We start from the raw sequence: 24,939 nt of genomic DNA on the forward strand, positions 1-24,939 counted from the left end.
TCAGTCGTCGGTCAGGTCGGTGGCCAGCTCGCCGGCAGCCTCGATCGCCTCGCGGAACATCGGCAGCGGGAGGATCTCGCCGCCGAACTCCGGGCAGTGCGCCTGGAACGAGCACCAGTCACACAGCCGCGACTTGTTGGGCTTCCAGTCGCCGGTGAGCTGCGCACGGCGGATCGCGGAGAAGATCGCGTCGACCTTCCGCTCCGTCGCCCTCAGGTCGGCCTCGTCGGGGGAGTAGCGCAGCACCTCGCCGTTGCCGAGGTAGATCAGCTGGAGCATCGCCGGGATGACGCCGCGCGTCTTCCACCACACCAGTGCGTAGAACTTCATCTGGAAGAGCGCCTTGGCTTCGAAGCCCTCGCCGGGAGCGCGGCCGGTCTTGTAGTCGACCACTCTGATCCGGCCGTCAGGAGCGACATCGAGCCGGTCGACGAACCCCCGGATCAGCAGCTTCGAGTCAAGGAGCGCCTCGACGTACAGCTCCCTCTCGGCAGGCTCGAGCCGGGTGGGGTCCTCGAGCTCGAAGTACTTCTCCAGCGAACGCCGGCACTCGCTCAGCCAGGCGCCGACCTCCGGGCCGTCCTCGCCGAACATGCCCTCGAGCTCGGGCTCGGCCTCGAGCAGCGCCTCCCACGACGGGACCAGCATCTCCTGCGCCCGCTCGGGGGTGCGCTCGGCGGCGGAGAGGTCGAAGAGGTCCTCGAGCACCTTGTGGACGACGGTGCCGCGGACGGCGGCGGGCGACGGCGCCTCCGGGAGCTTGTCGACCGACCGGTAGCGGTAGAGCAGCGGGCAGGTCATGAAGTCACCTGCACGGCTGGGGGAGAGCGCGCCGATGACGTCGACACCGTCGACGGGCGTCGAATGGACGTCGGCAGGAGAGCTCATGCCTGCAATCTAGGGGAGGGCACCGACACAGCGGACCGGGCCGCCCCCGCTTCCGCTAGCCTCGGGCCGTGCCTGCCGATGACCCGACACCGAGCGACAGCGACGCCCGCGTCCGCCCGCCCGTGCCGCCCGGCCACTACCGGATCGGCCGCTTCCTCGGCGTCAACGTGCTGATCACGCGCTCGTGGTTCCTCCTCGCGCTGCTGATCGCCTACGTGATGGCACCGGTCATCGAGGAGGTCGAGCCCGGCCTGGGCGGCTGGAAGTACGTCGCCGGGCTGGTCCTCGCGATCGTCTACGCGTTCACGATCCTCGTCCACGAGGCGGCCCACGCGGTCGCGTCCCGGCGCTACGGCCACCCGGTCGAGAACATCACGCTCCACTTCCTCGGGGGCCACACGAGCATCGACGGCGGCGCGCGCAGCCCGATGCAGGAGTTCGTGATGTCGGTCGTGGGTCCGCTGGCCTCGCTCGCGGTCTCCGCGGTCGCCTGGCTCGTCGTAGAGCTGCTCCCGGACGGCCTGACCGGCCTCGTGATCGTCACGCTCGCCTGGGCCAACCTCGTCCTCGGAGTCTTCAACCTGCTGCCCGGCCTGCCACTCGACGGTGGCCGGGTGCTGAAGGCCCTGGTCTGGGGCGTGACCCGCAACGAGGTGCGCGGCACGCTGGTCGCGGGCTGGGCCGGCCGCGTTCTCGCAGTCGTGTCGCTCTTCCTCCCGCTGCTCATGCACCGGCTCTTCGACGTGGTCCCGGACACCTCGTCCTACGCCTTCGCCCTGGTCCTGGCCGTCTTCATCTGGATGGGCGCGACTGCCGCGATGCAGGGCGCGCGCCTCCGCCGGCGGCTGCCGTCGCTGGTCGCCCGCCGGCTGGCGCGGCGTACCCTCGCGGTCCCGGCGGACCTCCCGGTGGCCGAGGCTGTCCGCCGTGCCCAGGAGTCCGAGGCCGGCAGCATCGTCACCGTCGACCCCGACGGCCGCCCGGTCGGCATCGTCCACGAGGCCGCCGTGCTCGCGATCCCCGAGGACCGTCGTCCGTGGGTGCCGGTCTCGGCCGTCGCGCGCAGCCTCGTGCCCGGGATGACCCTCCCCGTCGACATCAAGGGCGAGGAGCTGATCCGCGCGATCACGTTCCTCCCCGCCCACGAGTACCTCCTGGTCGAGCCGGACGGCAGCATCTACGGCGTCCTCGCGACCGCCGACGTGGACCAGGCGTTCCGCGAGCGCCACCGCTGACCGGGCGCGCGGGCAGCGCCGATAGGCTGGCCCGCATGCCTGACGCCACCTCCGAGCAGACTCCCGAGCCGACGCACGAGTCCCTCCCCGAGCTCGCCGACGTCGCCCCCGAGGCCTGGTCGGGCGTCCACCGGGGAGTGCTCCGCGAGGGTGAGTGGATCCGCCTGGTCGACTCCAAGGGTCGCAAGCACAACTTCGAGCTCGTGGCCGGCAAGCGGTTCTTCAGCAACCGCGGCCACCTCGAGCACGACGACCTGATCGGGCGCGAGGAAGGCTTCACCATCCGCTCCTCGATGGGTGGTGAGTACCTCGTCTTCCGGCCGCTGCTCAGCGAATTCGTCGTCTCGATGCCCCGCGGCGCCGCGGTCATCTACCCCAAGGACTCCGCCCAGATCGTGGCGATGGCGGACATCTTCCCCGGCGCCGTCGTGGTCGAGGCCGGCGTCGGTTCGGGAGCCCTGACCTGCTCCCTGCTGCGCGCGGTCGGCCCCTACGGCACGGTCCACTCCTTCGAGCGCCGTGAGGAGTTCGCCGACGTCGCCCGCCAGAACGTCACGCAGTTCTTCGGCGGCGCACACCCCTCCTGGAGCCTCCAGCTCGGCGACCTGGCCGAGGCGCTCCCTGCGTCCGGCATCCGCGCCGACCGGGTCATCCTCGACATGCTCGCTCCGTGGGAGTGCGTCGACGCCGCAGCCGACGCGCTCACCGCCGGCGGCATCCTCCTGGCCTACGTCGCGACCACGACGCAGCTGAGCCGCTTCGTCGAGACGGTCCGCGTGCACGGCGGGTTCACCGAGCCGCAGCCGTGGGAATCCCTGGTCCGCGACTGGCACGTCGAGGGCCTCGCGGTCCGCCCCGGCCACAAGATGATCGGCCACACGGCGTTCCTCGTGACCGCGCGCCGCATGGCGCCGGGGGAGAAGCCGCCGCGCAAGACCCGTCGTCCGGCACCGGGTGCCTACGGCGTCGACTACACCGGTCCGCGCCCCGCCGACCTGCCCGAAGCGTCGGTCGAGGAGCACCTCGACGCGTAACGGCTCGATGAAGTTGTCCACCTCCGCGCGGCTAACCCCTTTCCCTCCACGGGTATCTGGGTAATGTCACAGCAAGGAGGTGGCGCACATGTCGGCATCCGACCCGGACCTGAGATTCCTGGAGGCACAGCGGTCACTCGCTGCTGTCACCGCGCAGAACGAGCGGCTCGCGCAGACGCTGCGAGACGCGCGTGACCAGATCGTCGCGCTCAAGGAGGAGGTCGACCGGCTGGCCCAGCCCCCGGCCGGCTTCGGCACGTTCCTGCAGCGCAACGACGACGACTCGGTCGACGTGTTCACGGGCGGGCGCAAGCTCCGCGTGCACGTGAGCCCCAACGTCGACCTCGACACGCTGCAGCGTGGCCAGGAGGTCATGCTCAACGAGGCGCTCAATGTCGTCGCGGCGTTCGCGTTCGAGCAGATCGGCGAGGTCGTGATGCTCAAGGAGGTGCTCGCCGACGGTGAGCGCGTCCTGGTCATCGCCAACGCCGACGAGGAGCGCGTCGTCCGCATCGGAGAGCCGCTGCACGGCGAGAAGCTCCGCGCGGGTGACTCGCTGCTGCTCGACGCGCGCGCGGGCTACGTCTACGAGAAGGTCCCGAAGTCGGAGGTCGAGGAGCTCGTCCTCGAGGAGGTCCCCGACATCCACTACTCCGACATCGGTGGCCTCAGCGCACAGATCGACCAGATCACCGACGCCGTCGAGCTGCCCTACCTCTACCCCGAGATGTTCAAGGAGCACCAGCTCAAGCCGCCCAAGGGCGTGCTGCTCTACGGTCCTCCTGGCTGCGGCAAGACGCTGATCGCCAAGGCAGTCGCCAACAGCCTCGCCAAGAAGGTCGCGGAGAAGACCGGCCAGGAGGGGAAGTCCTACTTCCTCAACATCAAGGGCCCCGAGCTCCTCAACAAGTACGTCGGCGAGACCGAGCGCCACATCCGCCTGGTCTTCCAGCGGGCGCGCGAGAAGGCTTCCGAGGGGACTCCCGTCATCGTCTTCTTCGACGAGATGGACTCCCTCTTCCGCACGCGCGGCTCGGGCGTCAGCTCCGACGTGGAGAACACCATCGTCCCGCAGCTGCTCAGCGAGATCGACGGCGTCGAGCTCCTGGAGAACGTCCTGGTCATCGGCGCCTCCAACCGCGAGGACATGATCGACCCCGCGATCCTGCGCCCCGGCCGCCTCGACGTGAAGATCAAGATCGAGCGTCCCGACGCCGAGTCCGCCCGCGACATCTTCTCGAAGTACCTGGTGCCGTCGCTGCCGCTCCACGAGGACGACCTCGCGGAGTTCGGCGGCTCCCGCGAGGCCACCGTTGCCGGCATGATCCGGGCCGCGGTCGAGCGGATGTACACCGAGACCGAGGAGAACCGCTTCCTCGAGGTCACCTACGCCAACGGCGACAAGGAGGTCCTCTACTTCAAGGACTTCAACTCGGGCGCGATGATCCAGAACATCGTCGACCGCGCCAAGAAGATGGCGATCAAGGACCTCCTCGACCACCAGCAGAAGGGCCTGCGCGTGCAGCACCTCCTGCAGGCCTGCGTCGACGAGTTCAAGGAGAACGAGGACCTCCCCAACACCACCAACCCCGACGACTGGGCCCGCATCTCCGGCAAGAAGGGCGAGCGGATCGTCTTCATCCGCACGCTCGTCACCGGCAAGCAGGGCACCGAGCCGGGCCGCTCCATCGACACGGTCGCCAACACCGGCCAGTACCTCTGAGGGGCACCCGATGAGCGTGGTGCGCGTCATGGGCACCGAGGTGGAGTACGGCATCTCGGTGACCGGCCAGCCCACGGCCAACCCCATGCAGGCGTCGTCCCAGGTCGTCAACGCGTACGCCGCGGCGACGATGCGGGCGCGCCGCGCACGGTGGGACTTCGAGGAGGAGTCGCCGCTGCGTGACGCCCGCGGCTTCGACATGTCGCGGGCCAAGGCCGACGCCAGCCAGCTCACCGACGAGGACCTCGGCCTGGCCAACGTCATCCTCACCAACGGGGCCCGGCTCTACGTCGACCACGCCCACCCGGAGTACTCCACGCCCGAGTGCACCAACCCGCTCGACGTCGTCCGCTGGGACCGCGCGGGGGAGCGGGTCATGCTCGAGGCGTCGCGGCTCGCCGCCCAGGTGCCCGGCACCGCGCCGATCCTGCTCTACAAGAACAACACCGACAACAAGGGCGCCTCCTACGGCGCCCACGAGAACTTCCTGATGCGGCGGTCGACGCCGTTCGGCGAGATCGTGCGCCACCTGACGCCCTTCCTCGTCAGCCGTCAGGTCCTCTGCGGCGCAGGGCGCGTCGGCATCGGCCAGGACGGCTCCGGCCACGGCTTCCAGATCACCCAGCGCGCGGACTTCTTCGAGGTCGAGGTGGGGCTCGAGACCACCCTAAAGCGGCCGATCATCAACACGCGCGACGAGCCCCACGCCGACCCGGCGACGTACCGGCGGCTCCACGTGATCATCGGCGACGCCAACCTCGCCGAGACATCGACGTACCTCAAGGTCGGCACGACCTCGCTCGTGCTGGCCATGATCGAGGACGGCTTCATCGACCGCGACCTGGCGCTCGCCACCCCGGTGTCGAGCCTGCGGGCGATCAGCCACGACCCCACCTGCACACTGGCTGTGGCGCTCAAGGACGGCCGGCGCCTCACCGCCGTGCAGCTCCAGCTCGAGTACCTCGACCTCGCGAAGAAGTACGTCGAGGACCGCTACGGCGTCGACGCCGACGCGCAGACCCGTGACGTGCTCCACCGCTGGGAGTCGGTGCTCGACCGGCTCGAGCGCGACCCGATGCTCTGCGCGACGGAGCTCGACTGGTGCGCCAAGCTGCAGCTCCTCCAGCAGTACCGCGATCGAGACGGCCTCGACTGGGAGGCCCCCAAGCTCCACGCCATCGACCTGCAGTACGCCGACATCCGCCCCGAGAAGGGTCTCTACCACCGCCTCGTCGCGCTCGGGCGGATGAAGACGCTCATCGAACCGACGAGCGTCGAGCGGTCGGTGCACGAGCCTCCGGAGGACACCCGCGCGTGGTTCCGCGGCAAGTGCCTGGCCAAGTACGGCGACGGCGTGGCCGCCGCGTCGTGGGACTCCGTGATCCTCGATCTCGAGGGCCACGAGTCGCTGCACCGGATCCCCACGCTCGACCCGCTGCGTGGCACGCGGGCCCATGTCGAGGCGCTGCTGGACCGGTGCGAAACCGCCGAGCAGCTCTTCCGTGAACTCACTGGCTGATCGGACTAGTGTCGAGCCATGGCCCAGGAGCAGAAGCACCCGAAGAAGTCTTCGGAGGAGTCCGTCGAGCAGGTCGATGACGTCACTGCCGACGAGACGGTCGCCGAGCGCAAGGAACAGCTCGACGAGGACATCGACGCGATCCTCGACGAGATCGACGACGTGCTCGAGACCAACGCCGAGGACTTCGTGAAGTCGTTCATCCAGAAGGGCGGCGAGTGAGCGCCCTGCAGGGAGGGGGAGCCAACCCGTTCGTCGGGCTCCCCGCCTCCTTCATGACGCCCGGCACCTCGTCGTTCAGGGACTTCCTGGAGACCCACCAGCCCGACCTGCTCCCGGGGAGCCGTGCGACCGGCCTGACCGGCGCGGGCGACCTCGCTCCGCACGGCACCACGATCGTCGCCGCGACGTTCGAGGGTGGCGTGGTCATGGCCGGTGACCGCCGCGCGACGATGGGCAACATCATCGCCCAGCGCGACATCGAGAAGGTCTTCCCGGCCGACGAGTTCTCCTGCGTCGGCATCGCCGGCACGGCGGGCCTCGCGGTCGAGATGGTCCGGCTCTTCCAGACCGAGCTCGAGCACTACGAGAAGATCGAGGGCTCGACGCTGTCCATGGACGGCAAGGCCAACCGCCTGGCCGCCCTCATCCGCGGCAACCTCGGCCTCGCCATGCAGGGCCTCGCCGTCGTCCCGCTCTTCGCCGGCTTCGACCTCGACGCCGGCATCGGCCGGATCTTCTCGTACGACGTCACGGGCGGCCGCTACGAGGAGACCGCGTTCCACTCCGTCGGCTCCGGCTCGCTCTTCGCGCGCGGGTCACTCAAGAAGCTCTACCGCGAGGACCTCGACGCCGAGCGCACCGTCCAGGCGGTCGTGGAGGCGCTCTACGACGCCGCCGATGACGACTCCGCCACCGGCGGACCCGACGTGACCCGTCGGATCTTCCCGGTCGTCCAGGTGATCACCGCCGACGGCGGTCGTCGCATGGCCGACGAGGAGGTCGCGACCATCGCCGACCGCGTCATCGACGGGCGGATGCGCCGCCCTGATGGTCCCGCCGCCGAGCTGGAAGGCCCGCGCCGATGAGTATGCCGTTCTACGTCTCGCCCGAGCAGATGATGAAGGACCGGGCCGACTTCGCACGCAAGGGCATCGCGCGCGGCCGCTCGGTCATCGCGGTGCAGTACGCCGACGGCGTGCTCTTCGTCTCCGAGAACCCCAGCCAGGCGCTGCACAAGGTCTCCGAGATCTACGACCGCATCGCCTTCGCGGCGGTCGGCCGCTACAACGAGTTCGAGAACCTCCGCATCGCCGGCGTGCGGCTGGCCGACATGCGCGGCTACGCCTACGACCGCCGTGACGTCACGGGGCGCGGCCTGGCCAACGCCTACGCGCAGACGCTCGGCACGATCTTCAGCAGCGGGGGAGAGAAGCCCTACGAGGTCGAGATCTTCGTCGCCGAGATCGGTGACGCCGCGACGGGTGACCAGCTCTACCGCCTCACCTACGACGGCCAGGTCGCCGACGAGCACGGCTATGCCGTCATGGGCGGCGCAGCAGACGTCGTCGCGGGCTACCTGAAGGAGCACTACGCCGAGGGCTCCGACCTGACGTCCGCGCTCCGCCTCGCGGTCGCCGCCCTCGGTCACAGCGAGGCGGGGGACCGCGTCGTGCCCCACGACGACCTCGAGGTCGCGGTGCTCGACCGGACCCGCATGCAGCCGCGCAAGTTCAAGCGGATCCGCGGTCAGCAGCTGACCGACCTGCTCGGCCCGCGCGGACCGGAGCAGCCCGGCGCCCCCCTCACCGACGACGGCGCCACTGCGGCCCCTGCCGCGGGCTCGGCGACCGACGACCCGGCGGACCCCACCGACACCGTCAGCGGCAGCGTCGCGCCGCTGGAGGACCCCGTCTCCGGCGAGCCGCTTCCGCCCGTCACCGGCGGCGCACCCCAGCAGGGCACCGAGCCGGCGGTCGGCCCGTCCACACCGCCGCCGGCTCCGCCTGCCTGAGGCGGTCAGAGCTCCAGACGCTTGCAGGCGGGTCCGTCGAGGACGGACCCGTCGGCAGCGAACCGTGAGCCGTGGAGCGGGCAGTCCCAGCTCTGCTCCGCGTCGTTCCACCGCAGCCGACCCCCGAGGTGCGTGCACACCGGCGCGCTCTCACCCGACCTGCCAGTCAGCTTCGAGAGTGGGCCGCGGGTCACGTGGCCGGCGACCATCTCGGCCGCGACCTTCGCGTTGGCCAGCAGCACGTCGGGCAGCCCCCGCAGGTCGGCAGCCGACCAGGTCGACCACGCCGGCTCCCACGGCGGCAGCTCACCGCCGAGGATCCGCTTGGACAGCACGAGCGCGCCGGCAGCGGCGTTGGTGAAGCCCCACTTGGCGTAGCCGGTCATCACGAGGACCCGTTCGTCGTGGGGCACCAGCGCGCCGGCGTACGGCAGACCGCTCGGGCCGTGCCAGTCCTGCGCGGACCAGCGGTGGGTGACCTCGCCGCCGGGGAAGTGCTCGTCGGCCCAGGCAGCGAGGTCGACGAGATGGCCCGCCTCATCGGGTCCTCGGCCCGTGACGTGGTTGTTGCCACCGACGAGGAGGACGTCGTCGGCTGCCGGACGCAGCGAGCGCGTGGGGCTGTCGACGGAGAGGTACATCCCGTCAGGCGGGGTGACGCCGCGCACGGCGACCGCGTAGGAGCGGTGGGCGGTCAGGCGGCCGAACCAGCCCCCGCGGTCGAGCACGGGACAGCCCGTCGCGAGCACGAGCCGGTCCGCCCGCACCCGGGCTTCAGCGTCCGTCGCGACGAGCACGTTGTGGTCGTCGACCTCCGCGCCCATGAGCCGGGTGCCCTCGTGGACGACGCCGCCGTGCGCCTCGAGCTCGGCCACCAGCGCATCGACGAGTTGCACGGGGTCGATGAGCACCTGGTCCGGCAGGCTGATCGCGTCCGTCACCGCGAACGGGAGGGCGGGGTCGGCACCACGCTCGACCACGAGGCCGGCAGCCTGCGACGCCTGCGCCTCCTCCGCGACCTTCACCGCACCCTCGTCGGTGGTCGCGTAGGTCCACGCGGTGGCCGTGCGATGGGGAACGGCGTTGTCCTCGAGGAAGCGCCGCAGCCACGCCTGGCCCTCGCGGTTCCCCTCGACGTAGTCGCGGGCGAGCGAGGAGTTGTGGTGGTCCATGATCGTGCTCATCCGGCTGCCTTGCAGGATGCTCACCTTGGCCGTGCTGTGGCCCGTCGTGCCCTGCCCGACCCGGCGCGCCTCGAGCACGGCGACGCTCTTGCCGGCACGCGCCAGCAGGACGGCGGCGAGCAGTCCGCTCACACCGCCGCCGACGACGACCACGTCGTACGTCGAGTCTCCGGCGGGGGCGGGCCGGGCGGGTGTGTCGGGGGAGCCCCAGAAAGCGTGCGACATGCCCGTGCCGTACCCGCCCCGTTCGCTGGGATGCGGGTCTAGTGTCGGGACATGGACCGTCGGATCTTCGGGATCGAGAACGAGTACGGGGTCACCTGCACCTTCCACGGGCAGCGTCGGCTCAGCCCCGACGAGGTCGCGCGCTACCTCTTCCGCAAGGTCGTGTCGTGGGGACGCAGCAGCAACGTCTTCCTCCGCAACGGTGCGCGGCTCTACCTCGATGTCGGCAGCCACCCGGAGTACGCCACGCCGGAGTGCGACGACGTCGCCGAGCTGGTCGCCCACGACAAGGCGGGGGAGCGGATCCTCGAGGGGCTGCTGGTCGACGCGGAGCACCGCCTCCACGAGGAGGGCATCGCCGGCGACATCTACCTCTTCAAGAACAACACCGACTCGGCCGGCAACTCCTACGGCTGCCACGAGAACTACCTCGTCAGCCGCCAGGGCGAGTTCAGCCGTCTGGCCGACGTGCTGATCCCCTTCCTGGTCACGCGCCAGGTGATCGTGGGCGCGGGCAAGATCATCCAGACGCCGCGGGGTGCGTCGTACAGCGTGAGCCAGCGGGCCGAGCACATCTGGGAGGGCGTCTCCTCGGCGACCACCCGCAGCCGCCCGATCATCAACACCCGCGACGAGCCGCACGCCGACGCCGAGCGCTACCGCAGGCTCCACGTCATCGTCGGCGACTCCAACATGTCCGAGACGACCACGATGCTGAAGGTCGCGAGCTGCGACCTCGTGCTGCGGATGATCGAGGCCGGCGTGGTGATGCGCGACCTCACCATGGAGAACCCCATCCGCGCGATCCGCGAGATCGCCCATGACATGACCGGCCGCAAGAAGGTCCGGCTCGCCAACGGCCGTGAGGCGAGCGCGCTCGACATCCAGCTCGAGTACCTCACGCGCGCCCGCGACTTCGTCGACCGGCGCGACCTGCGTACGCCGGTCATCGACCGCACGCTCGACCTCTGGGAGCGCGGCCTGAAGGCGATCGAGTCCGGCGACCTCTCGCTGGTCGACCGCGAGATCGACTGGGTGATCAAGTGGAAGCTGATCGAGCGCTACCGGGCCAAGCACGACCTGCCGCTGGGCCACGCGCGCATCGCCCAGCTCGACCTCGCCTACCACGACATCCGCCGCGACCGGGGGCTCTACAACCTGCTCGCCCGCAACGGCGCGGTGGCCCGTGTGACCGACGACCTGAGCGTCTTCCGCGCCAAGTCGGTGCCTCCGCAGACCACGCGCGCCAAGCTGCGCGGGGACTTCATCCGTGCGGCGCAGGACGGCCGGCGCGACTTCACCGTGGACTGGGTCCACCTCAAGCTCAACGACCAGGCCCAGCGCACGGTCCTGTGCAAGGACCCGTTCCGTGCCGTGGACGAGCGGGTGCAGCGACTCATCGACGGCATGTGAGTCCGTTCAGGCTCGGCTCAGCCACGTTGGCTAGGCTGCGCACGACTTGATCCAGCACCTGCAAGGGGAATCCGTGCGCCGCCTCGTCGTCACCTCCACCGTCCTCGCCCTCTCGACCGCCGGCCTCGCCGCCTGCGGCTCCGGCGACGACTCCCACCTGACCGGCAAGGTCACCGTCTCCGGTGACTTCGGCAAGCAGCCGACGGTGAAGTACTCCGGCAAGGTCAGCACGGACAAGACGATCATCAAGGTGCTCCACAAGGGCACCGGCGCGACCGTCGCCGAGGGCGACTCCGTCACCGTCAACATGTACATCGGCAACGGCTACGACGGGAAGAAGGCGCTGAGCACCTTCGACGAGGGCCAGTCGCCGTCGCCCGTCGACGTCAGCAAGTCGACGCTCCCCGCGATCGAGAAGGCGCTCAAGGGCCAGAAGATCGGCTCCCGCGTCGAGGTGATCGCGGCGCCCAAGGACACCTGGGCCTCGCAGGGCGGCAACGCCCAGCTCAACATCGGCAACGACGACACCACCGTCTGGGTGATCGACCTTGTCAAGAAGGCGCCCAAGCCGCTGACCGGCCCCCAGGGCAAGACGCTGCCGACCCCGGCCGGCGCACCGAAGCTCAAGCTGACCAAGGGCGTCCCGAGCGGCTTCGACTTCACGGGCATGGCACCCGTCGGCAAGACCACAAAGGTCTACACGCTGATCAAGGGCAGCGGCCCGGCGCTGAAGGTCGGCCAGAACGTCAAGATGGACTATCTGGGTCAGGTCGTGAAGGGCAAGGTCTTCGACGGTTCCTACGCGGCGGACCGGCAGCCACTCGACCTTCCCAAGCCGCTCGGCCAGGGCGGCGTCATCCAGGGCTGGGACAAGGGCCTGGTCGGTGTCACCGTCGGGAGCCGGGTCATCCTGGTCATCCCATCGGCCGAGGGCTACGGCGCTCAGGGCCAGGGCGCGGACATCCCGCCCAACGCGGACCTGGTCTTCGTCGTAGACATCCTCGCCGCCAACTGACGACTTCCAGCACTACTGTTGTCCCGATCAATCGGGTCAAAGGAATCGAAACACAGCATTCTCGGGGGACATATGAAGCGTCTTGCGTCAGTTCTGGTCTTGCTCGTCTCGGCACTGCCGATGGTTGTCGCGTCCGCGTCACCCGCATCAGCCGACTCGTGCACCCCACCGTGGAAGTACTCGACTTCTGAAGGCCGGGTCGTCTGGATTCCAAGCTCATTGAGTGCGGGTCCGTTCCAGTGGGGCGGGTCGCAAAGCATCAGCTGGTCGGACGGGTCCATGACCGCAAGCACCGCCGGTCGCGCCCATACCCTGGGGGTGTCCGGCGGCGTGAGCTTCCCGGTATGGCAGGCATCTGCCAAGTACGACTACCAATGGAATCGCAGCACGACCGACACGAAGTCTTTCACCCAGACGTTCACGACGCAGAGCCCAACCAAGCCTGAGAGCGTCCAGTGGCGCTGGCGGCTCTACCAGCGCGGTTGGCTCTTCACCGGCACCAAGTCTCGGCACATTCCAATTCCGTGTATTGCAGCTGGCGACTACTACAGCAAGCGCCGGTACGTCGTCCCGACCACGCGGGCCATCTATTCATTCCATGTCGAGCGTTACGCGCTGCGCGGTTACCTGCTGGACGCGGACGGCGTGCCGTTCAAGCCTTGGTGAACACGTTGGGTGGTTCGCGCTGAGCGCCTTAAGGTTTCGATGAACGGCGGTCCGAAGTTCCGTGCAGAAGACTGAGCGGCTGCTCAACCTCCTGATCCTGCTGCTCGTGCAGCGGCGGTTCGTCAGCAAGGCACGTGTGCGTGCCCTGATCGACGACTACCGCGACGCCTCCGACGAGGCCTTCGAGCGGATGTTCGAGCGCGACAAGGGCGAGCTGCGCGCGCTCGGCGTACCCCTGGAGACGGGGCAGGTCGACGGGTTCTTCGACGACGAGCCCGGCTACCGGATCCCGGCCGACGAGTTCGCACTGCCCGGCATCGAGCTCACCGCCGACGAGGCGGCCGTGCTCGGCCTGGCGACGCGGGTGTGGCAGCACGCCGGCCTGGCCGCGCACACGTCCGACGCGCTCACGAAGCTCACCGCCGCCGGGGTCGAGATCGACCGCGGGCGCCTCGACATGCTCGCTCCCGAGATCACCACCGAGGAGCCCACGTTCGACGCGCTCTGGCAGGCCACCCTCGACCGCCAGCGGGTCTCCTTCGAGCACCAGCGCTCCGGCGCGACCGCACCCACGAAGCGGACGATCGAGCCCTGGGGCCTCGTCTCCGCCCAGGGCCGGTGGTACGTCGTGGGCCGCGACCTCGACCGCGACGCCGAGCGGATGTTCCGCCTGTCGCGCATCCACGGGAAGGTCAGCAAGGTCGGCCGCCCCCGGTCGTACGACGTGCCCGACGGCCTCGACCTGCGTGCGGTCACGCGCCGGCTCGGGCCCGGGCCGCGCACCGAGGAGGCCTCCGTCCTCGTGCGGACGGGCGCGGGCGCTGCGCTGCGGCGCACGGCCTCGTCGGTGGAGGAGGGCGTGACCGGCCCCGACGGCACGCAGGCGTGGGACCGGCTGCGGCTGGCCGTCTCCTCGGTGCGGTGGCTCGCCGACGAGGTGCTGGCGCACGGCACCACCGTCGTGGCGGAGTCGCCGCAGGCGCTCGTCGACGACGTCGTCGGGCGGCTCGACGCGCTGCTCGCGGCCGGAGCGTCCGCGTGAGCAGCGCGAAGGACCAGGTCGGGCGGCTGCTGGCGCTCGTGCCGCTGATCCGGCGGCGCGGCGAGATCCACGTCGACGAGGCGGCGTCCCTGCTCGGCGTGACGTCGGCGCAGCTCCTCGGTGACCTGCAGGTCCTGATCTTCTGCGGCTGGCCGGGCTGGTTGCCGGGCGACCTGATTGAGGTCGACCTCGACGCGCTGGAGCCCGGCGGTGACGGCATGATCCGCATCGCCAACGCCGACTACCTCGCTGCGCCCCTCCGGCTGAGCCGCGCCGAGGCGTCCGCCCTGCTGGTCGCCCTGCAGACGCTGCGCAGCAGCGCGGGCGCCGACGTCCTGCCGTCGATCGACAGCGCGGTCGCCAAGATCGAGGAGGCGGTCGGCGGTGCACCGGTGGCATCGGTCGTGCCCCCGGCCGGTCCGGCGGCCGCGACGCGCCGGGTCGTCGATGGGGCACTCCACGACGGACGGCAGCTGCGGCTGCGCTATCTGGTCGCCTCGCGCGACGAAGTCACCGAGCGCGTCGTCGATCCGGTCGCCGTCGTCACGGCCGGGGGAGTGGCCTACCTCGACGCGTGGTGCCACCGCGCGGGCGACCGGCGGTCGTTCCGCCTCGATCGTGTCCTCGAGGCGGAGCAGCTGGCGACCCCTGTCGCCCACCACGACCTCGCCCCACTCGACCTCTCCGAGGGCATCTTCCGGCCCGCTGACGACCTGCCCGTCGTCACGCTGCGCCTGCGGCGGCCCGCCCGGTGGGTCGCGGAGTACTACCCGGTCGAGAGCGCCACCGAGCGTCCCGACGGCGACCTCGAGGTGACGCTCCGGGTCGCCGATCCGGCCTGGCTGCAGCGGCTGCTGCTCCGGCTCACGCCCCACGCCCGGATCGCCGGACCCGAGGAGTTCACCCGGGCGTACCTCCAGAACGCCACCGCCGTCCGCTCGATGTACGCCACCCACGTAGGATGAGTTTGCACACCGCGACCCGAATCCGTGAGGACCACCATGAACCCCCTGTTTGAGATGCCCGGCGGCATGGAGCTCATCCTGATCCTCGCTGTCGTGGTGCTGCTCTTCGGCGCCAAGAAGCTCCCCGAGCTCGCGCGCAACAGCGGCCAGGCGCTCCGGATCTTCAAGGCCGAGACCAAGGGCCTGCGTGAGGGCGACAAGGACACCACCGTCGAGGGCACGGTCGTCGAGGGCGACAAGCCCCGCGACGTCAGCTGAGGCACCCCCACATGTACGGATCCGGCCTCGTCCGGCTCCTTCGTGGCACCCCGGTGCACCCGGTCGGCCCTGACGGCCGCATGGCGGTCTCCGACCACTTCCGTGAGTTCCGCGCGCGCCTGCTGAAGATCACGCTGATCTGGCTGATCGGCTTCGCGCTCTCGCTCTACTTCCACGACCAGCTGCTCGACATCGTCTTCGGGCCATACCGCGAGGCCCAGCGAGCGCTGCCCAACGGCACCACCGAGACGATCATCCAGGGCGCCGCGCAGCCGCTGATGGTCTACCTGTCGCTCTCCGCGCTGGCCACGACGGTGCTCAGCGCGCCCCTCTGGCTCTACCAGCTCTGGGCGTTCGTCGTCCCCGGCCTGCACCGGCACGAGAAGAAGTGGACCGCGATCTTCGTGACCGTGGCGGGGCCGCTCTTCCTCGTCGGCGTGACCATCGGCTACGTCACCCTGCCGAAGGGGCTCGAGGTCCTGATCGGGTTCACCCCCGACAACTTCAAGAACCTCGTCGACTTCAACCACTACCTGACCTTCTTCAGCCGCACGCTGCTGGTCTTCGGCATCGCCTTCGAGATCCCCGTCTTCGTGGTGCTGCTCAACCTGGCCGGGGTCGTCAAGGGCCGCACCCTCGCGGAGTACCGCCACTGGATCATCATCGGCGTCTTCGTCTTCGCAGCGGTTGCGACGCCGTCCACGGACCCCTTCACGATGACCGCCATGGCCATCCCGATGTGCCTGCTGTTCCTGTTCTCCGAGGTCATCGCCCGCGTGCACGACCGCCGCAAGGCGGCACGTGAGCCCTTCACCGGCCTGTCGCCCGACGAGGCGTCCGTCATCTGACGAGGCCGCGGACTAGGGTCGTCGTGTGACCTCTCCGAGCGAGCAGTACGCCGCGTTCCGCCAGCGCCAGGAGCACCCGGTGCTCAGCGAGTTCACGGCGCTCTACCCCTTCCCGCTCGACGACTTCCAGCTCCGCGCGTGCAAGGAGCTCGAGGAGGGCCGCGGCGTCCTGGTCGCCGCCCCGACGGGCTCGGGCAAGACGATCGTCGGCGAGTTCGCGATCCACCTCGCGCTCACGCAGGGCCGCAAGTGCTTCTACACCGCCCCGATCAAGGCGCTCTCCAACCAGAAGTTCCACGACCTCGTCGAGCGCTACGGCCCGGAGCAGGTCGGCCTGCTCACCGGCGACAACTCGGTCAACAGCGAGGCTCCGATCGTCGTCATGACGACCGAGGTCCTCCGCAACATGCTGTACGCCGGCTCCCGCACGCTGGCAGGCCTGAGCCACGTCGTCATGGACGAGGTCCACTACCTGGCCGACCGCTCCCGCGGGGCCGTCTGGGAGGAGGTGATCATCCACCTGCCCGACTCGGTGGCCCTGGTCGCGCTCTCCGCCACCGTCTCCAACGCCGAGGAGTTCGGCGAGTGGCTCAACACCGTGCGCGACGAGGTCGTCACGATCGTCGAGGAGAAGCGGCCGGTCCCGCTCTTCCAGCACGTCATGGTCGGCCGCCACCTCCACGACCTCTTCGCCGACTCCGACGTCGACGCGAAGGCCGGCTTCGTGCGCGAGGGCGCGCCGGTCAACCCGCAGCTCATGCGCGTCGCCCGCGACGACTGGGCCTCGAGCCGCACCCGCGACCGGCGTACGCCGCGCGACAGCCGGCAGGGCAACCAGCGGGGGGCGGGCCAGAAGAACGTCGGCAACGGCCGGCGGGTCTGGATCCCGAGCCGCGTCGAGGTGATCGACCGCCTCGACCGTGAGGGGCTGCTGCCCGCGATCACCTTCATCTTCAGCCGCGTCGGCTGCGACGCGGCGGTGCAGCAGTGCCTCGACGCCAACCTGCGGCTGACCAGCCCCGAGGAGCGTGACGAGATCTTCGCGTTCGTCGAGGCGAAGGTCCGCCACCTGCCCCACGCCGACCTCCAGGTCCTCGGCTACCACGAGTTCCTCGACGGCCTCACGCGCGGAGTCGCCGCCCACCACGCCGGCATGCTGCCGACGTTCAAGGAGTGCGTCGAGGAGCTCTTCCAGCGTGGCCTCTGCAAGGTCGTCTTCGCGACCGAGACGCTCGCGCTCGGCATCAACATGCCCGCCCGCACCGTGGTCATCGAGAAGCTCACCAAGTGGAACGGCGAGACCCACGCCGACATCACGCCGGGGGAGTACACCCAGCTCACCGGGCGCGCCGGCCGCCGTGGCCTCGACGTCGAGGGCCACGGCGTGGTGCTGTGGCAGCCGGGGATGAACCCGAAGGAGCTCGCCGGCCTCGCCTCGACCCGCACGTACCCGCTCCGGTCGTCGTTCCGGCCCAGCTACAACATGGCCGTCAACCTGGTGAACCAGGTCGGCCGCGAGCGTGCGCGTGAGCTGCTGGAGGCGTCGTTCGCGCAGTTCCAGGCCGACAAGGCTGTCGTCGGCCTGGCCCGCCAGCACCGCAAGGCGGAGGACGCCCTCGACGGCTACAAGGAGGCGGCCAGCTGCCACCTCGGCGACTTCATGGAGTACGCCGCCCTGCGCCGCAGGATCTCCGACCTCGAGAAGTCGGCTGCCCGCGACCGCCGCAGCGACCGCCGCGAGGAGGTCGTCGCTGCGCTCTCGAAACTGAAGCCGGGCGACGTCATCCGGGTGCCCAACGGCAAGTTCGCGGGCTACGCCGTCGTCGTCGACCCGGGCCTCTCACCCGACGGCCCCCGTCCGTACGTCGTGACGCTGGACCGGCAGGCCCGTCGCCTCGCGCTGATCGACTTCCAGGTGCCGATCGCACCGCTCTCGCGGATCCGGATCCCGAAGAACTTCAGCGGGCGCAACCCGCAGCAGCGGCGTGACCTCGCTGCCGCGCTGCGCGAGAAGACGACGTACGGCTTCCCGGACGAGCACCGCGAGGGGCCTGGCCGGCCGCAGGGACGCAGCCACGGCAGGGGTGATCGGGTCGGCGACGAGGTCGACGCGCTGCGGCGACAGCTGAAGCACCACCCGTGCCACGCCTGCGACGACCGCGAGGACCACGCGCGCTGGGCCGACCGCTGGTACAAGCTGCAGCGCGACTCCGACACGCTGCAGCGGCGCATCGAGTCGCGCACCAACACGATCGCGCGGCAGTTCGACCGGGTCTGCGACGTGCTCTCCAGCCTGGGCTACCTCACCGAGGAGGACGGCACGACCGTCGTCAGCGAGCAGGGCCGCCACCTCATGCGGATCCACACCGAGATGGACCTCGTCGCGGCCGAGTGCCTGCGCGCCGGGCTCTGGAACGAGCTGGATGCCTCCGAGCTCGCGGCCGCCCTCTCGGTGCTCGTCTTCGAGGGCCGCCGCGCCGACGACTCGGCCGCTCCGAGGCTCCCCGGAGGCGTGGTGAAGGACGTGATCGGCGAGATGGTCCGCCTGTGGTCCGGCCTCGACGCCCTCGAGAAGGAGAACCGCCTGGACTTCCTCCGCGAGCCCGACCTGGGCTTCGCCTGGGCGGCCTACCGGTGGGCCGAGGGCGACGAGCTCGACGACGTGCTCCGCGAGACCGGTCTGGCCGCCGGTGACTTCGTGCGCTGGACCAAGCAGCTGCTCGACCTCACCGACCAGGTCGCCGCCGCGACCGGCGACGGAGGCATGCGCACCGTCGCCCGCGAGGCGAGCGCCCGCATGCGTCGCGGTGTGGTGGCCTTCTCGACGCTCGGCGACGAGGAGTAGCTCAGCCCGCGATGTGGGGGAGCAGCGCGAGGTCGCGGAGCAGTGCCTCGGCGCGTTCGTCACCGAGCACGGCCCGCAGATCGTCCTCGAGAGCGCGCTCAGCCTCGGCCAGACGGTCGGCCAGTGCGGCGCCGCGCGAGGAGAGCGCGACCACGACCCGGCGCTTGTCGGCCGGATCGACGCGGCGGAGGACGAGCGCGCTCTCCACCAGCCTGTCTACGAGCCGCGTCAGGGTGGCGGCGGGGACCACCGCCGACTCGGCGATCATCGACATCGTCAGCCCGGGCTCGATCCGCAGGACGGCGAGGATGCGCCCGTGCTCGACGGTGAGGTCCTCGGCCTCGAGGTGGGGCTGGATCCGCGCGCGCACGGCGTGCTCGGCGTGGCGCAGCGCAAGGCTGAGGCCGACGGCGCTGGTGCGGACCTCGCTCATCGCTCACCCTTCCGCTCATCGGAGGAACTCCGGCCCGTGGGACGGCCGAGGTCACCTATCCTAGAGGCTCCCTGCCGAGTTCCGGAGGCTCCGTGACCGCTCCCGTGTCGAGCACCCGCCGCCGCCGAGCCACGCTTCCCGTCGCGTTCGTCGTGCCGTTGCAGGGACCGACCGGCATCTACGGTCCGTCGTGCCTCGCCTGTGGCGAGCTGGCGGTCGAGCAGCTCAACGCCGCCGACGGCGTCGCCGGCCGCACGGTCGAGCTTGTCGTCGTCGACGGCGGACGCTCGCCCGAGCAGGTCGCCGCGGAGGTCGGCATGCTGGTCGACAGCGGCCGCGTCGAGGCCGTCGCCGGCTGGCACATCTCCGCCGTACGCCGGGCGGTCGCGCGCCGCATCGGCGGACGGGTCGTCTACGCCTACGCCGCCATGCACGAGGGCCGCGACGACACGCCCGGCGTCTTCATGCTGGGCGAGCGTCCGGTCAACCAGCTGCTGCCGGCCGCGCACTGGATGCGCAACGAGCTCGGCACGGGCCGCTGGGCGATCGTCGGCAACGACTACGTCTTCCCGCGCGTCACTGGCGCGACGGCGCGGCTGGCGCTCGAGGACAGCCCGTCGCGCATCGTCAGCGAGACCTACGTGCCCCTCGGCACGACGGACTTCGCGCCGGTCCTCCGCGACCTGGAGAAGGACGGGGTCGACGGCGTGATGATGCTTCTGATGGGCCAGGACGCGGTCCACTTCAACCGCCAGTTCGCCAGGCTCGGGCTGCACGAGCGCCTCACCCGGCTCAGCCCTGCTGTCGAGGAGAACACCCTGCTCGCCGGCGGTCCCGACGCCCATGACGGTCTCTACGCTGCCGCGGCGTACTTCGACGGCATCGGGACGAGCGAGGGGTCGGCCCTGGAGGCCGCTTACTACGCGCGCTTCGGCCCGTGGGCACCGGTGCTCAACGCCGTTGGAGAATCCTGCTACGAGGCGATCGTCTTCCTGGCACGCGTCGGGCGGATCTGTGGCAGCCTCGAGGTCGACGCGATCGACGCGTTGCGGTCGGGCCACTTCTACGACAGCCCCCGAGGGCTCCTGCGGCTTGATGGCAACCTCCTCGACCAGGACGTCTATCTCGCGGCCGCGCGCGGCATGGAGTTCGAGGTCCAGGAGCAGATCGCGCGCACCAGCTGATCCCAGGTCGCGGCGTCGTGCGCCAGGTGGGCCGCGTCCGCCAGCCGCCGCAGGAGTACGTCTCCGCTCTCCAGCTCGAACCGGCCCGACGGGTCAGCCGCGCCTGGTCCCGGCGCTGGCAGCCCGAGCGCGAGGACCGAGCCGATGACCCGGTGACCACCGAGCAGCGGGCCCACCGCTGCCGGTTCCAGACACAGATCCTCCACGAGGAGCGGACTGCCGTCCGCGGACGTGACCTCCTGGAGCAGGCGGACCACTCCGGGCGACTCACCGTGGCGGCCCAGCACGACCGTCTCGCGCAGCACGACCGCTGCACCCGCGCCGACCCGCACCCGCGTCGTACGCATGACGTCGGCGCCTGATGCGACGACGAAGGGCTCGCCCCGCCAGAGGAGCGCACCACCGTCGGCGACGTCGATCTGGACCGTCCACGTGGCGTGGCCGCCGTCCATCGCGTAGGCGACCGTGCCGCCCGGCTCGAGCAGCTCCAGCAGGACGCCGGGGCCGACCGAGACGTGCAGCTCGATCGCATCACCGGCGAGCAGCAGTGCCCCGTCGGGCACCAGCGAGACGCGGGCATGATCGCGGCCGGAGCCGACGAGCATCGGTCGCACCACGGGGGCGTGGTCCGCCCCGGTGACGGCCGACAGCTCGACCCGCGCCCGCTCGCCGTCAGCCGTGACGCGGACCGTCGTACGGCCGGTGCGGAGGCGGGGGTCAGTGGCTGTGGACACGGTCGTCGTGAGCGTGGGAGTGCGGCGCCATCGGGCCGGGATCCTGCGGGACCAGCTCGCCGCTGCGGTGGTGCTCCAGCTGATGGCGGACCCACCCGGTCAGCTCCGCGACCGACGCGGTGTCAAGACGCGAGAGGGCGATCACCGGCCGTCCCGAGCGTGCTGCCTCGGCGTCCGCGACCATCTGGTCGCGGTCCACTCCGACGTACGGCGCGAGGTCGGTCTTGTTGACCACGAGCAGGTCCGCACGCTCGATGCCGGGTCCGCCCTTGCGCGCCACGTCGCCGCCGCCGGCGATGTCGAGGACGAAGATCTGCACGTCGACGAGCGCGGGCGAGAAGGTAGCGGTGAGGTTGTCGCCGCCCGACTCGATCAGCACGACGTCGAGGCCGGTGTAGTCGCCCTCGAGCTCCTCGACCGCGATCAGGTTGGCGGAGATGTCGTCGCGGATCGCGGTGTGGGGGCACGCGCCGGTCTCGACCGCCCGGATCCGGTCGGGGTCGAGCACCCCGGCGGCGCGCAGCATCCGCGCGTCCTCGTCGGTGTAGATGTCGTTGGTGACGACGGCGAGCTCGAGCGGCGCCGAGAGCTCCCGACAGAGCAGCGCAATGATGCTGCTCTTGCCGGTGCCGACCGGACCACAGACCCCGATCCGCAGCGCGCGGTCCGAGCAGGGAACACCGTTGAACGCGAACCTACGCACTGAACAACCTCCGAGTGGTGTGGGCATGGGCCTCGGCCCATGCCTCGAGCTGCGGCGCACCCGCCGCGGGAATCGAGGAGGGCTCGGTGAGCCCGGCGACGTCGGCGGCCAGGGCCTCAGCCAGCGGCAGGACGTCGTGCACCCAGCAAGCCACGTCGGCCGGGTCGAGCGGGAGGAGCTTGAGCGCGGCCGACGCCACGGTCTGGACGTCGTCGTAGGCCACGATGCGGGCCAGTGACGCCGGAGAGAGCCCCGTCGATGCTGCGATCCCGGCGAGGACGAGCGCGCGGCCCGGAGCAGCGAGGTCGCTCACGGTCGCGGTCGCCGCAGCATCGGGCCAGATCCGGTGGACCAGCCGGAGCAGCGCCTTCCCCTGCGCCCTCGACGTACGCCGCATGGCTGAGCTCGGCGTGCGCGCCGCCCACGCCGCCTCGACAGGGGAGAGCGGTCGGTCCTGGCGCAGGTGGTGCAGCGCGACGACCGCCGTGGCCGCCTCGACGCGGGTCACGCTGGTCAAACGGGTCCGGAAGTAGCCCGGCACATCCGTCAGCCCGTCGCGCACGGCTGGCTCCAGCCCCGCCGACTGGGTGTGGCCGGCGGTCGGCAGACGCGCGTCGGCCAGCAGCATCAGCAGCAGCTCGCTCGATCCGGTCAGGGGTTGCATCACGGACTCAGAAGAGCGAGTACAGCTGCGCGAGCGGCAGCCGGGACGCAGGGGTGGGGACCACGAGCTCGCCCTCGACGTGGATCGCGAACGTCTCGGGGTCGACGGCGATCGCGGGCAGGGCGTCGTTGTGGATCATGTCCGCCTTGCCGATGTCGCGCGTGGGCGTGACTCCGACGAGGCGGCGCCGCAGTCCGAGCCGGTCGGTGAGACCGTCCTCGATCGCCGAGGGCGCCACGAACGTGACGCTGTGATCGGCGCCCGCTCCATCGGCCGGGTCAACGAGCGTGTGCCGCATCAGCCGCGGCTGCGGGGTCGGGATCGAGGCGTTCGGGTCGCCGAGAGCGCCCCACACCAACATGCCGCCCTTGAGCACCACCTCGGGCCGGATGCCGAAGAAGCGCGGGTCCCACAGGACCAGGTCCGCGAGCTTGCCCGGCTCGACCGAGCCGACCTCGTGCGCGATGCCGTGGGCAATGGCGGGGTTGATCGTGTACTTGGCGACGTAGCGCTTCGCGCGGATGTTGTCGGCCGCGCCTCCGAGCGAGCCGAGCCGATGCTTCATCGTGTGGGCGACCTGCCACGTGCGGCAGACCACCTCGCCGATGCGGCCCATCGCCTGCGCGTCGGAACTGGTGATCGACAGTGCCCCCAGGTCGTGCAGCACGTCCTCGGCCGCGATCGTCGTCGCCCGGATCCGCGACTCGGCGAAGGCGAGGTCCTCGGGCACCCTGGGATTGAGGTGGTGGCAGACCATCAGCATGTCGAGGTGCTCGGCGACGGTGTTGACCGTGTGGGGGAGCGTCGGGTTGGTCGAGCCGGGGATCACGTGCGGCAAGGAGGCCACCGTGAGGATGTCCGGGGCGTGCCCACCGCCCGCGCCCTCCGCGTGGAAGGCGTGGATCGACCGGCCGGCGATCGCAGCGACCGTCGACTCGAGGTAGCCGGCCTCGTTGAGGCTGTCGGAGTGCAGCGCCACCTGCAGACCGTGCTCGTCGGCAGCGCGGAGAGCCGCGCCGATCGCCGCCGGGGTCGAGCCCCAGTCCTCGTGCACCTTGTACGCCGCCGCTCCCGCCAGTGCCTGCTCGGCCAGGCCCGCGGCCGAGACCGTGTTGCCCTTGCCCATCAGCAGGACGTTGAGGGGCAAGGAGTCGAGCGCCCGGTGAACCGACTGCAGGTGCCACGCGCCCGGGGTCACCGTGGTCGCCTTGGACCCCTCAGAGGGACCGGTGCCGCCGCCACCTACCGTGGTGATGCCCGTCGCCAGCGCCTCGACCAACTGCGACCTCGACAGGAAGTGCACGTGCACGTCGATGCCGCCCGCGGTCAGGATCCGACCCTCGCCGGAGATCACGTCCGTCGACGGCCCGATCTGCAACAGCGGATGGACGCCGTCGGCGACGTCGGGGTTGCCGGCCCGGCCCAGCGCCACGATCCTCCCGTCGCGGATGCCGACGTCGGCACGGATGATGCCCGTGTGGTCGAGCACGATCGTGTTGGTGATGACGGTGTCGGGGGCGCCCTCCGCCCGGGTCGTCATGCCCTGCGCCATCGACTCGCGGATCGACTTCCCACCCCCGAAGACCGCCTCCTCGCCACCCACGGTGAGGTCCTGCTCGACCTCGATCCACAGGTCGGTGTCGCCGAGGCGGACCTGGTCGCCGACCGTCGGCCCGTAAAGGGCGGCGTACTCGGCGCGGGAGATGGTGGCCATCAGTGCTCCTTGACCTGGATGCCGGGCACCACGCCACGGCCGCCGAAGGCAACGATGTCGACCTCGCGCGAAGCCCCGGGCTCGAATCGGCGCGACGTTCCCGAGGGGATGTCGAGGCGGAACCCGCGGGCTGCCTCACGGTCGAGGTCGAGCGCCGCGTTGACCTCGGCGAGATGGATGTGCGAGCCGATCTGGACCGGCCGGTCGCCGGTGTTGAGCACGACGATCCGACGGCGCTGGTCCGGGCTGCGGTCGGCGTTGAGCTCGATGGTGCCCTCGACAACGCGGAAGGCGCCGGGACCACTGGTTGCGTGGGACATCGTGGTCTCCTCAGGCGATCGGCTGGTGAAGCGTGACGAGCTTGCGCCCGTCGGGGAAGGTGGCCTCGACCTGGACGTCGGTGAGCATCTCGGCGACCTCCGGCAGGACCTGGTCTCGGGCCAGGACCTCGCGCCCCAGGACCATCAGGTCCGCGACTTTGAGGCCGTCGCGTGCGCGCTCGATGACCCACGTGGACAGCAGCGCGACGGTCTCCGGGTAGTTCAGCCGCACGCCGCGCGCCAGCCGGTCGCGTGCGACCATGCCCGCCACGGCAAGCATCAGCTTCTCGGTGTCAGCAGGTGTCAGGTGCAC

The 24,939-nt window shown here is 70.6% G+C and carries 25 protein-coding genes; 16 read left to right on the forward strand and 9 right to left on the reverse strand.

Annotation, left to right across the window (positions count from 1 at the left end; genetic code table 11):
• Window positions 1-888, reverse strand: a complete 888-nt coding sequence (locus IEX47_RS13440; protein ID WP_188784518.1) for a RecB family exonuclease — start codon at window positions 886-888, stop codon at window positions 1-3.
• Window positions 889-956: 68 nt separating this feature from the next.
• On the opposite strand from IEX47_RS13440, the gene IEX47_RS13445 reads away from it, so the two are divergent.
• The 7 genes from IEX47_RS13445 to prcA all read left to right on the forward strand — a co-directional run bounded on the left by IEX47_RS13445 (window position 957) and on the right by prcA (window position 8,413).
• The gene (locus IEX47_RS13445) at window positions 957-2,123 is read left to right on the forward strand and encodes a site-2 protease family protein (protein ID WP_188784519.1); all 1,167 of its coding nucleotides are present in this window, start codon (window positions 957-959) and stop codon (window positions 2,121-2,123) included.
• 35 nt (window positions 2,124-2,158) lie between these two features.
• Window positions 2,159-3,157 carry a tRNA (adenine-N1)-methyltransferase gene (locus IEX47_RS13450; RefSeq protein WP_188784520.1) on the forward strand — a complete coding sequence of 333 codons (999 nt, stop codon included), beginning with the start codon at window positions 2,159-2,161 and terminating at the stop codon, window positions 3,155-3,157.
• Between the two features lie 88 nt (window positions 3,158-3,245).
• Window positions 3,246-4,880 carry a proteasome ATPase gene (arc, locus tag IEX47_RS13455; RefSeq protein ID WP_188784521.1) on the forward strand — a complete coding sequence of 545 codons (1,635 nt, stop codon included), beginning with the start codon at window positions 3,246-3,248 and terminating at the stop codon, window positions 4,878-4,880.
• Window positions 4,881-4,890: 10 nt separating this feature from the next.
• On the forward strand, window positions 4,891-6,399 hold the full coding sequence (dop, locus tag IEX47_RS13460; protein ID WP_308423280.1) for a depupylase/deamidase Dop: 1,509 nt from the start codon (window positions 4,891-4,893) through the stop codon (window positions 6,397-6,399).
• 18 nt (window positions 6,400-6,417) lie between these two features.
• Entirely contained in the window at window positions 6,418-6,621 is a 204-nt protein-coding gene (locus IEX47_RS13465; RefSeq protein WP_188784522.1) for a ubiquitin-like protein Pup, read from the forward strand.
• Between the two features lie 53 nt (window positions 6,622-6,674).
• Window positions 6,675-7,487, forward strand: a complete 813-nt coding sequence (prcB, locus tag IEX47_RS13470) for a proteasome subunit beta (RefSeq protein ID WP_188784612.1) — start codon at window positions 6,675-6,677, stop codon at window positions 7,485-7,487.
• Window positions 7,484-8,413, forward strand: a complete 930-nt coding sequence (gene prcA / locus IEX47_RS13475; RefSeq protein WP_188784523.1) for a proteasome subunit alpha — start codon at window positions 7,484-7,486, stop codon at window positions 8,411-8,413. The genes prcB and prcA overlap by 4 nt, the downstream gene beginning before the upstream one ends.
• Before the next feature lie 5 nt (window positions 8,414-8,418).
• Here prcA and IEX47_RS13480 read toward each other — a convergent pair whose 3' ends face one another.
• Window positions 8,419-9,822, reverse strand: coding sequence for an FAD-dependent oxidoreductase (locus IEX47_RS13480; RefSeq protein WP_188784524.1), 1,404 nt, complete (start codon window positions 9,820-9,822; stop codon window positions 8,419-8,421).
• A 51-nt stretch (window positions 9,823-9,873) separates the two neighbouring features.
• Here IEX47_RS13480 and pafA point away from each other — a divergent pair, with 51 nt between their 5' ends.
• From pafA to IEX47_RS13520, 8 genes are all read left to right on the forward strand, one after another.
• Window positions 9,874-11,235, forward strand: a complete 1,362-nt coding sequence (gene pafA / locus IEX47_RS13485) for a Pup--protein ligase (RefSeq protein ID WP_188784525.1) — start codon at window positions 9,874-9,876, stop codon at window positions 11,233-11,235.
• 73 nt (window positions 11,236-11,308) lie between these two features.
• A complete protein-coding gene (locus IEX47_RS13490; RefSeq protein ID WP_188784526.1) occupies window positions 11,309-12,250 on the forward strand; it encodes an FKBP-type peptidyl-prolyl cis-trans isomerase in 942 nt (313 codons plus the stop codon).
• A 279-nt stretch (window positions 12,251-12,529) separates the two neighbouring features.
• Window positions 12,530-12,916 carry a hypothetical protein gene (locus tag IEX47_RS13495; RefSeq protein ID WP_188784527.1) on the forward strand — a complete coding sequence of 129 codons (387 nt, stop codon included), beginning with the start codon at window positions 12,530-12,532 and terminating at the stop codon, window positions 12,914-12,916.
• A 61-nt stretch (window positions 12,917-12,977) separates the two neighbouring features.
• On the forward strand, window positions 12,978-13,958 hold the full coding sequence (locus IEX47_RS13500; RefSeq protein WP_188784528.1) for a helix-turn-helix transcriptional regulator: 981 nt from the start codon (window positions 12,978-12,980) through the stop codon (window positions 13,956-13,958).
• Window positions 13,955-14,923 carry a helix-turn-helix transcriptional regulator gene (locus tag IEX47_RS13505; protein ID WP_188784529.1) on the forward strand — a complete coding sequence of 323 codons (969 nt, stop codon included), beginning with the start codon at window positions 13,955-13,957 and terminating at the stop codon, window positions 14,921-14,923. Before IEX47_RS13500 ends, IEX47_RS13505 begins: the two co-directional genes overlap by 4 nt.
• Before the next feature lie 36 nt (window positions 14,924-14,959).
• Window positions 14,960-15,181 (forward strand): twin-arginine translocase TatA/TatE family subunit, encoded by a 222-nt coding sequence (gene tatA, locus IEX47_RS13510; protein WP_229662870.1) that lies wholly within the window; start codon window positions 14,960-14,962, stop codon window positions 15,179-15,181.
• Window positions 15,182-15,192: 11 nt separating this feature from the next.
• Window positions 15,193-16,029 (forward strand): twin-arginine translocase subunit TatC, encoded by an 837-nt coding sequence (gene tatC, locus IEX47_RS13515; RefSeq protein WP_188784530.1) that lies wholly within the window; start codon window positions 15,193-15,195, stop codon window positions 16,027-16,029.
• Window positions 16,030-16,054: 25 nt separating this feature from the next.
• The gene (locus IEX47_RS13520) at window positions 16,055-18,874 is read left to right on the forward strand and encodes a DEAD/DEAH box helicase (protein WP_188784531.1); all 2,820 of its coding nucleotides are present in this window, start codon (window positions 16,055-16,057) and stop codon (window positions 18,872-18,874) included.
• A gap of 1 nt (window position 18,875) precedes the next feature.
• Here the strand turns inward: IEX47_RS13520 and IEX47_RS13525 are convergent, their stop codons facing one another.
• On the reverse strand, window positions 18,876-19,307 hold the full coding sequence (locus tag IEX47_RS13525) for a MarR family winged helix-turn-helix transcriptional regulator (protein WP_188784532.1): 432 nt from the start codon (window positions 19,305-19,307) through the stop codon (window positions 18,876-18,878).
• Between the two features lie 92 nt (window positions 19,308-19,399).
• On the opposite strand from IEX47_RS13525, the gene IEX47_RS13530 reads away from it, so the two are divergent.
• Window positions 19,400-20,491: a substrate-binding domain-containing protein gene (locus IEX47_RS13530; protein WP_229662871.1), complete on the forward strand. Its 1,092-nt coding sequence runs from the start codon at window positions 19,400-19,402 to the stop codon at window positions 20,489-20,491.
• Here IEX47_RS13530 and IEX47_RS13535 read toward each other — a convergent pair.
• The 6 genes from IEX47_RS13535 to IEX47_RS13560 are packed head-to-tail and all read right to left on the reverse strand — an operon-like array spanning window position 20,428 to window position 24,939.
• Window positions 20,428-21,225 (reverse strand): urease accessory protein UreD, encoded by a 798-nt coding sequence (locus tag IEX47_RS13535; protein WP_188784533.1) that lies wholly within the window; start codon window positions 21,223-21,225, stop codon window positions 20,428-20,430. The two genes, IEX47_RS13530 and IEX47_RS13535, sit on opposite strands and share 64 nt — an antisense overlap.
• Window positions 21,209-21,928, reverse strand: a complete 720-nt coding sequence (ureG, locus tag IEX47_RS13540) for an urease accessory protein UreG (protein ID WP_229662872.1) — start codon at window positions 21,926-21,928, stop codon at window positions 21,209-21,211. Before ureG ends, IEX47_RS13535 begins: the two co-directional genes overlap by 17 nt.
• Window positions 21,921-22,592, reverse strand: a complete 672-nt coding sequence (locus IEX47_RS13545) for an urease accessory protein UreF (RefSeq protein WP_188784615.1) — start codon at window positions 22,590-22,592, stop codon at window positions 21,921-21,923. Before IEX47_RS13545 ends, ureG begins: the two co-directional genes overlap by 8 nt.
• A 7-nt stretch (window positions 22,593-22,599) precedes the next feature.
• Window positions 22,600-24,306: an urease subunit alpha gene (locus IEX47_RS13550; RefSeq protein ID WP_188784535.1), complete on the reverse strand. Its 1,707-nt coding sequence runs from the start codon at window positions 24,304-24,306 to the stop codon at window positions 22,600-22,602.
• Window positions 24,306-24,626, reverse strand: a complete 321-nt coding sequence (gene ureB / locus IEX47_RS13555) for an urease subunit beta (RefSeq protein ID WP_188784536.1) — start codon at window positions 24,624-24,626, stop codon at window positions 24,306-24,308. The genes IEX47_RS13550 and ureB overlap by 1 nt, the downstream gene beginning before the upstream one ends.
• 10 nt (window positions 24,627-24,636) lie before the next feature.
• Window positions 24,637-24,939, reverse strand: a complete 303-nt coding sequence (locus IEX47_RS13560) for an urease subunit gamma (RefSeq protein ID WP_188784537.1) — start codon at window positions 24,937-24,939, stop codon at window positions 24,637-24,639.

Source organism: Nocardioides phosphati (assembly GCF_014646375.1).
GTDB lineage: Bacteria > Actinomycetota > Actinomycetes > Propionibacteriales > Nocardioidaceae > Nocardioides > Nocardioides phosphati.

Coding starts and splice junctions, on each gene's coding strand:
- IEX47_RS13495 (WP_188784527.1), top strand. CDS start 12,530: ATGACCGCAAGCACCGCCGGTCGCGCCCATACCCTGGGGGTGTCCGGC.
- IEX47_RS13440 (WP_188784518.1), bottom strand. CDS start 888: ATGAGCTCTCCTGCCGACGTCCATTCGACGCCCGTCGACGGTGTCGAC.
- tatA (WP_229662870.1), top strand. CDS start 14,960: ATGAACCCCCTGTTTGAGATGCCCGGCGGCATGGAGCTCATCCTGATC.
- IEX47_RS13550 (WP_188784535.1), bottom strand. CDS start 24,306: ATGGCCACCATCTCCCGCGCCGAGTACGCCGCCCTTTACGGGCCGACG.
- IEX47_RS13465 (WP_188784522.1), top strand. CDS start 6,418: ATGGCCCAGGAGCAGAAGCACCCGAAGAAGTCTTCGGAGGAGTCCGTC.
- prcA (WP_188784523.1), top strand. CDS start 7,484: ATGAGTATGCCGTTCTACGTCTCGCCCGAGCAGATGATGAAGGACCGG.
- IEX47_RS13450 (WP_188784520.1), top strand. CDS start 2,159: ATGCCTGACGCCACCTCCGAGCAGACTCCCGAGCCGACGCACGAGTCC.
- IEX47_RS13480 (WP_188784524.1), bottom strand. CDS start 9,822: ATGTCGCACGCTTTCTGGGGCTCCCCCGACACACCCGCCCGGCCCGCC.
- IEX47_RS13525 (WP_188784532.1), bottom strand. CDS start 19,307: ATGAGCGAGGTCCGCACCAGCGCCGTCGGCCTCAGCCTTGCGCTGCGC.
- pafA (WP_188784525.1), top strand. CDS start 9,874: ATGGACCGTCGGATCTTCGGGATCGAGAACGAGTACGGGGTCACCTGC.
- dop (WP_308423280.1), top strand. CDS start 4,891: ATGAGCGTGGTGCGCGTCATGGGCACCGAGGTGGAGTACGGCATCTCG.
- arc (WP_188784521.1), top strand. CDS start 3,246: ATGTCGGCATCCGACCCGGACCTGAGATTCCTGGAGGCACAGCGGTCA.
- tatC (WP_188784530.1), top strand. CDS start 15,193: ATGTACGGATCCGGCCTCGTCCGGCTCCTTCGTGGCACCCCGGTGCAC.
- prcB (WP_188784612.1), top strand. CDS start 6,675: ATGACGCCCGGCACCTCGTCGTTCAGGGACTTCCTGGAGACCCACCAG.
- IEX47_RS13545 (WP_188784615.1), bottom strand. CDS start 22,592: ATGCAACCCCTGACCGGATCGAGCGAGCTGCTGCTGATGCTGCTGGCC.
- ureB (WP_188784536.1), bottom strand. CDS start 24,626: ATGTCCCACGCAACCAGTGGTCCCGGCGCCTTCCGCGTTGTCGAGGGC.